At 70.7% G+C, this 7,279-nt stretch carries 7 protein-coding genes; 2 read left to right on the top strand and 5 right to left on the bottom strand.

What is annotated here, in order from left to right; all coding sequences use genetic code 11:
- The coding region (locus D7X74_RS37020; RefSeq protein WP_255424519.1) for a S4 domain-containing protein at positions 1-242 on the bottom strand (242 nt) is incomplete at its 3' end.
- A gap of 44 nt (positions 243-286) precedes the next feature.
- Here D7X74_RS37020 and D7X74_RS37015 point away from each other — a divergent pair.
- Both D7X74_RS37015 and D7X74_RS37010 read left to right on the top strand, forming a co-directional pair.
- Entirely contained in the window at positions 287-1,765 is a 1,479-nt protein-coding gene (locus D7X74_RS37015; RefSeq protein WP_199732973.1) for a pentapeptide repeat-containing protein, read from the top strand.
- A gap of 396 nt (positions 1,766-2,161) precedes the next feature.
- Positions 2,162-3,472: a DUF3943 domain-containing protein gene (locus D7X74_RS37010; protein ID WP_233595981.1), complete on the top strand. Its 1,311-nt coding sequence runs from the start codon at positions 2,162-2,164 to the stop codon at positions 3,470-3,472.
- Positions 3,473-3,493: 21 nt separating this feature from the next.
- On the opposite strand, the gene D7X74_RS37005 is transcribed toward D7X74_RS37010, so the two are convergent.
- The 4 genes from D7X74_RS37005 to cax all read right to left on the bottom strand — a co-directional run.
- Positions 3,494-4,117 carry an MOSC domain-containing protein gene (locus D7X74_RS37005; RefSeq protein WP_120537692.1) on the bottom strand — a complete coding sequence of 208 codons (624 nt, stop codon included), beginning with the start codon at positions 4,115-4,117 and terminating at the stop codon, positions 3,494-3,496.
- A gap of 46 nt (positions 4,118-4,163) precedes the next feature.
- The gene (locus tag D7X74_RS37000; RefSeq protein WP_120537691.1) at positions 4,164-5,138 is read right to left on the bottom strand and encodes an MBL fold metallo-hydrolase; all 975 of its coding nucleotides are present in this window, start codon (positions 5,136-5,138) and stop codon (positions 4,164-4,166) included.
- 75 nt (positions 5,139-5,213) lie between these two features.
- Positions 5,214-6,140, bottom strand: coding sequence for a DMT family transporter (locus D7X74_RS36995; protein ID WP_120537690.1), 927 nt, complete (start codon positions 6,138-6,140; stop codon positions 5,214-5,216).
- Positions 6,141-6,147: 7 nt separating this feature from the next.
- Positions 6,148-7,279 (bottom strand): calcium/proton exchanger (gene cax, locus D7X74_RS36990; protein WP_199741982.1); only part of this gene is annotated, 1,132 nt, incomplete at its 5' end.

Below are 7,279 nucleotides of genomic sequence, written 5' to 3'. Positions count from 1 at the left end.
GGGGGCGGACGGTCCGATTTCGGACGCTCCGCGAGGGTGAGCTGCTCTTCGGTGCCGCGGATGGTGAGCACGTCTCCTTCGGCGAGCAACTGCTCCGGCTGCGCGCGCTTGCCGTTCACCCGCACCTTCTTGGTGCGGATCATCTTGAAGAGGTGACTGACCGGGACGTTGGGCATCCGCTTGCGCAGGTGCTTGTCCAGCCGCATCCCGACGGTGTCGGCTTCAATTCGGTACTCGATCATTTGTGCTGGCGCCTGGACCAGACCACACGAATAATTCGCGGTCCATGCCGAAAGCCCCAACTATCGAGAAGCTGCTCCAGAGCGGCTCCGCAGAGTGGAACAAGCTGCGCAAGTCGTCCCAGGTGGCCACCGACCATACCGGCGCCACGTTCACGCAGCTGTTCTCCGCCAACGCCGACCTGTCCGGGCTCGGACTGGTGGGCTCCGAGTGGGAGCGCTGTGACCTGTCGAAGATGAACTTCCGGGACGCCGACCTCTCCAACGCCTACTTCCACGGAGGCCGCCTGCAGGACTGCGACTTCCGCGGCGCCAACCTGGAAGGCTGTACCTTCGAAAAACTCAAGCTCCTGCGATGCGACTTCACCGGCGCCAAGGGTCTGGACGACCTGGAGCTGGACGACGTGGACATGGACCGCGTGACGGGCCTGGACGGCGAGGAGGCCCCGCCGCCCCCGCCCCCGCCGGTCCAGGGCATCACGGCCTTCACGCGCGAACAGCGCGAGAAGATGCTGGGCCAGAGCCACGGTGGCGGCAACGCGATGGAGGGCTCGAACCCGGCGCACCCGGACGACCTGCCCCCCTTCCGCCCGCAGGATCCGCCGGGCTCGCTCTTCTTCCGGGCGCTCAAGCACGTGGGCGCGCCCCCGCTCTGGGTGCTGGACGTGCCGGGCCTGCGGCCCCTGCTGCCCCAGCGGCTGCCTCCGGGAAGCTCCCTGGAGACGCTCTACCGCGAGGCGGTGAAGACGCGGCTGGAGAACAAGAAGCCCGCGGCGGACCCCGGCGCGGTGGAGCGCGCGCAGAAGGCGCTGCGCATGAGCGGCAAGGAGGCCAACGTCGCGGCGGTGTACCTGCGCGAGGTGGGCGTGCTGCCCCTGTTCCGCTTCGCCGCCGCCAAGCAGCTCAAGGGCGAGCTGCGCGCGGAGGTGGAGGTGGATGACATCACGGGCTCCATTGATCCGCGCACCACGGGCGCGCTGCTGGAGCTGCGCCTGACGCACGAGGTGGTGGAGCACGTGCACGAGGCCCGCCGTCGCATGGCGGCAGCCCAGCTCTACACGTCGCTGCTGGAGGCGGGCTTCAACCCGGAGAACAACTGGGACGAGGCGCTGGAGTCGAGCGAGGCGTCCATGGAGCTGGCGCAGGCGGCCACCGGCGATGACCGGCAGGCGCTGCTGGAGGGCTTCCAGGTGTTCGCGGCCCTGCCGGAGGAGGCGCGGCTGCGACGGCTGGCGTACCTGGCGGAGTCGGTGTCGAACCTGGAGCTCTTGAGCCGGCTGCCCGAGGGCATGGAGCCCTCCTGGCTCACCGGTCCGGAGACGCGCGAGTGCCACGAGCGCGAGATGACCTACGTGCAGTCGCTCAAGGCGCAGGACATCCCCACCAAGGTGGCGGCGCTGGCCAAGGCGGAGCTGGGCGTGCCCGAGGGTGAGGTGCCCGAGGACAGCGATGGCGACCTGTTCGTGCACGTGCGGTGCGACGTGTGCGGCAAGGAGAAGCTCATCGTCCAGTCGCCGGACGCGTGAGTCCCCCACCTCCGTGACGCGGAGGTGAGGCAAGGCAGGCCCGGTCGGAGCGCGCAAGGCGCTTCGTGCCGGGCCTTCTGCTTTTCCGGCCGAGGCGCGTGGCCGGCGCGCGGGATTCCCGTCATCCCCCCGCCCCTGGAGGCGGGGACGCTTTCGGGTGCGTGACTGCCTACCGTTGGAGTTCGCGGCGTGGCGGCGCGAGGGGCAGGCGGCTTTTCCGGGGCGTGGGCGGAGGCGATGGGGCGAAGCGGAGGCGCAGCGCGAGGCGGCGGAGGCCGGAGCCCCTGGGCGTTCCGGGGCGCGCTGCTGGCGTTTGGCCTGCTGGGCTCCACCGCGCGAGGGGCGGAGTGCGCGCAACGGCTTGGCCTCCTCAGCGAACCCGGCTGTGAGGAGGCCGTGACGCGGCCCGCGGATGCCCCGCTGAAGGAGGGGCCTGTCGCGCAGGCCACACCGCCCACCCGTCATCCCTGGCGCGCGTTGGCGGAGGTCACCGCCGTCAACCTGGTGGTGTGGGGCTATGACCGGGTGGTGGGCAAGGAGTATGCCCGGGTGGACCTGCACACGTGGAAGGAGAACCTGCGCACGGGCTTCGTCTGGGACGGAGACGGGTTCCCCGAGAACCAGATCGCGCACCCCTACCACGGCAGCCTCTACTTCACGGCCGCGCGGGACAACGGCTTCTCGTACGTGGGCTCCCTGCCCTTCACGCTGCTGGGCAGCCTCCAGTGGGAGCTGTTCGGGGAGAACCTGCCGCCCTCCTTCAACGACCTCATCAACACCACCCTGGGCGGCGCGGCCATGGGTGAAGCGCTCTACCGGCTGTCCTCCCTGGTGCTCGACACCGAGGCCACCGGGGGCAGGCGCTTCGTGCGCGAGCTGGGCGCGGGCGTGCTCAGCCCCGTGCGCGGCTTCAACCGCGTGCTGCGCGGCGACGTGTCCCGCAAGGAGCCCAAGCCCCCGTCGTGGACGCCAGGCACGCTCGCCAGTTGGGGGACGCTGGGGTACCTGAAGCTGGGCGACGGCGAATCCCTGGCCTGGGGCGAAGACCAGTTCTTCGCCGAGTTCTCCCTGCGCTACGGGGACGCCTTCCAGGGCGAACACCATCGTCCGTTCGACGCCTTCGAAGCGCGGATCCAGTTCACCACCCAGGAGAGCAACCTGGTGAGCCACGCCCGGCTGCAGGGCCTGCTCGTGGCGAAGCCGCTGCTGCGCACCGAGCGCGACGAGCTGCGCCTGGCCGTGTTGCAGCAGATGAGCTACGTGGACACGCTGGCGTACGAGATGGGTGGCCAGTCCCTGGACGTGGGCCTGCTGTACCGGCACCAGCTCACCGCCCGCTCCACGCTGAAGACGATGCTGCTGGCGGACGGCGCCCCCCTCACCGCCATCTCCTCCGAGCACAGCAGCGCCAGGAACCGCCGCTACGACTACGGCGTCGGAGGCGGCTTCCAGGTCCAGGCCGTCTACGCGCGCGACACGTGGGACGTCGTCACGCTGGAGGCGGGCGTCGCCCACACCCTGGTGCTGGACGGCTCCAATGGCTCGCACCAGGTGCGCACCGGGCAGCTCCAGGTGGACCTGCCCGTGTACCGGCGGCTGGGCCTGGGCGGGGAGGCGAACTTCTACCAGCGCCACAGCCGCTTCAACGCCTTCCCGGACGTGAGGAAGGACACCTACCAACTGCGCGTCTTCATCTCCGTCCACTGAAGCGGACGGGAGCAAGGGCCTTCAGCCCACCTGTTCGCGCTTCGCTTCCACCGGCGCGGCGGGCAGCGAGTACGTCACGGGCGGCGGCAGCATCACGCGCACCTCATCCCCCGCGCGGATGAGGCCCGGACGCTCCACCCAGCCCACCAGCCCGCGCTTCTGCCACGCCGCCTTCACGAAGCGGCTGGCCAGCCCTTTCATGTCCGGGTGGTGCGCCTCGATGGCACGCCCCGGGTGGATGCAGGGCTGGTTCTCCCCTTCCATCACCAGCGTGGCCTCTTCCGGGAAGAACAGCCGCGTGCCCGGCGGCAGGTGCGTCAGCCGGGGCACCCCGACGAGCTCCAGGTTCGCGCCCAGCCAGGAGGCCAGCACGTTGGGGATGCCCATGGTGGCAGCGACCTCCGCCAATTCCTCGCGCGACACCACCGACACCTGCCGCGTGTTGCGGATGACCGTGCCCTTGGGGAACCACGGCGTGCGCACGTCCGCGAGCCGCGTGAGGCCCGCGTGCCGGTCCCCCACGAAGCCCTCGAAGGACACCTGCACCTCGGGCACCTCCCGGGTGACGAAGCGCTTCTTCTCAGGGTCCGTGCACAGCAGCACGTTGGCAAGATGGCCGGAGAGCGAGGGAGCGGGTGCGGTCATATCGGGCGACCGTTCTAACGCTTCGGCGCGGCAAAACAGAGCCCGCTCAGAACAAGGTCATCTGCTGTGGCTTGCCCAGCGGGCGGGCATCCGTGCCCACGTCCCGCAGCGCCTGGGCCAGCTCCTCCGCGAACCCGTGGCAGGTGATGACGTCCCGGGCCCCGGTGTCCTTCACGTAGCGCATCAACGACGGGAAGTCCGCGTGGTCCGACAGCGGGAAGGCCACGTCCGCGCCGTAGCGCCGCGCGCCGCCCGGGTCCATGGCCCAGCCGGTGAGCACCGCCGTCGCCCGGGGCCAGAGGGGCGCCAATCCCCCACCGCGCGCCAGGTGCGGCGGGAAGAAGAGCACCTCGCCCGGCTCCACCCGGCCCTCGTAGCAGCGCAGGTTCTCGATGGGGACGCCCAGCTCCGCGTACAGCCCGGCCACCTCGAAGATGGACGGGTGCGCGACGAGCTGGAAGCCCCGGATGGCCAGGTGCTTCATGGCCTCCTGGCTCTTGCCCAGCGGATAGCCCAAGAGCACCGGCGTCACGCCCCGGGTGAGCTGCGCGCGCAGCCACGTCTCCACCTGCCCCAGCACCTCTGGACGCGGAGGGAAGCGGTAGCGCGGGTGGCCGAAGGTGGACTCGATGACGAGCGTGTCGCACGTGGCCACCTCCGTGGCCTCCGCGGTGAGCGACGGCGCGGTGTTCAAATCCCCCGTGTAGACGATGCGCCGGCCATCCGAGCGGGTGACGCGAAGCTGCGCGCTGCCCAGGATGTGGCCCGCGGGCAGCAGCTCCAGCGTCAGCGTCCCCAATTCGAAGGGGCGGCGGAACGGCACCGACAACGGAGCGCGCACCGGGCCCAGCCGGTGGGCCATGAAGCGCAGCGTGGCCGCCGTGGCGATGGTGCTCTCATGCCGGGCGATGTGGTCCGAGTGCCCGTGGCTGACGAAGGACAGGGGCGACTTGCGCTTCGCGTCCAGCGACAGCGGCGTGCCCGTCAGGTGCAGCCCGTTTCGTCTCAGCTCCACGCTCATGGGATGGGCGCTGTCATAGCGCGCTCCCGACTCCCGCGCTCCCACGCCGGACGCGTCACCCCACGCGTCGGGTGCTCAGGAGGCGGGCGGGCGGCCCCGCGCCCGCCATCCGTCCCACACGACCGGGCCCAATTCGGAGATGAGCACGCCCAGGAGGATGAGCGCGCCGCCGAACCACTCGCGCGGCCCCAGCACCTCGCGGCCCACCGCGACGGAAGCGACAGAGGCGAACACCGGCTCCAGCGCGAAGATGACCGCCGCGCGCACCGCCGTGGTGCGCGCCTGTCCCCACGTCTGCACGCCAATGGCGACCGCGCTCGCGAGCACGCCGCACGCCAGCACCGCTCCGATGAGCGCGGGCGTCGGCTCCAGCCGCCGCTCCACGAACGGCAGGCACAGCGCGGACAGCAGCGCCACGCCCGACAACTGCACCGCCACCAGCCCCAGCACGCCGTCGCGCGAGGCGAAGCGCTCCGTGAGCAGGATGTGCCCCGCGTACGTCGCCGCGCACCCGATGGACAGCCAGTCCCCCAGGTACAGGCCCCAGAGGTGCCCCGGCCGCACCGGGCCTTCGTCCTGCATCGTCATCGCGTACAGGCCCACCGCCGCCAGCACCACGCCCACGATGGTGCCCCAGCGGGGAAGGCGCTTGTGCAGCACCACGGAGAACAGCGGGACGAAGAGGACGTTGAGCCCGGTGAGGAACGCCGCGCGCGACGGCGTGGTGTCCGTCAGGCCCACCGTCTGGAGCGCGAAGCTCAGGAACAGCAACACCGACAGCAGCACGCCCTTCCTCAACACGCCGGGCGCGAACATCCGCCGGCCGGCGAGCGCGACCATCACGGCCGCGCCCACCGCGAAGCGCAGGGTGATGAACGTGAAGGGGTCCGCGAACGCGAGCGCGTCCTTCACCACCACGAACGTCACGCCCCAGAACAGGCAGAGGAGCACCAGCGCCCCGTCCGCCCGCCACCGCGCTCCATCCCCGCCCGGAGTCGTCACCGGGTGCCTACGGGATGAAGAAGAACGCGACGCCGAGGATGGCGTAGACGCCCAGCAGCATCACGCCCTCCAGCCAGTTGGACTCGCCGTCCAGCGCGATGAGCGCCGCGGCGCCCGTGCCGATGGCGATGCCCGCGACCTCCATGTGGCTGAACTCCAGCGTCAGGTGCTGGCCCAGGGGGATGGACACCAGCACCAGCACCGGCGCGACGAAGAGGGCGATCTGCTTGGAGGACTCGAAGGCGATGTTGAACGCCAGGTCCATCTTGTTCTTCAGCGCCATCAGGATGGCGGTGGAGTGCTCCGCCGCGTTGCCGATGATGGCGATGATGATGACGCCCACGAAGGTGTGCGTGAAGCCGAACGTGGCGATGGCCGGCTCGATGGCGTGCACCAGGAACTCCGCCACCACCACCACGCCCAGCGTCGCCGCCAGCAGGACGATGGCGGCCTTCTTCGTGCTCCAGCCGGGCATCTCCTCCGGCGTGCCGTGCTCCTCGCCCGCGTACAGGTGCGCGTGCGTCTTCAGGGAGAAGAGCAGCGACAGCGCGTAGACGATGAGCAGGATGACGGAGATGGCCACCGACATGGGGAAGAGCACGGGCTCCGCGGCCGGCCCGCGCACCGCGTGGAACAGGTCCGGGATGGTCATGGCGGTGAGCGCCAGGAACATGATGGCGGAGCCGGACAGCGCCGCCGTCATGTTGAAGGTCTGCCGGGGGTACTTCAGGCCGCCCGCGAGGATGGCCGCGCCCAGCACCAAGAGCAGGTTGCCCAGGATGGCGCCGGTGATGGACGCCTTCACCACGTCCCCATGCCCCGAGCGCAGCGCCGCCAGCGCGATGATGAGCTCCGCGGCGTTGCCGAACGACGCGTTCATCAAACCGCCCAGGCCGCTGCCCAGCTTGTGCGCGATGACCTCCGTGGCCTCGCCCATCAGGCGCGCCAGCGGGACGAGCGCGATGGCGCAGAGGACGAACGTCCACGTGCCCGGGAAGAAGAAGTGCGACGCGACGGCCAGCGGGAAGAACACCGCCAGCAGCCCCAGGAAGAGGCGGTCGACGTTGAAGCCGCCCGGGTCCTCACCGCCCGGTGAGGCAGCGGAGGGCGGCGTGCCAGGGGGCGGCGGGGTGACGGAC

Source organism: Corallococcus sp. CA047B (assembly GCF_003612065.1).
Lineage (GTDB): Bacteria > Myxococcota > Myxococcia > Myxococcales > Myxococcaceae > Corallococcus > Corallococcus praedator.
Note: the sequence above shows the minus strand (reverse complement) of the source record. Positions and strands in the feature narration are given on the sequence as shown.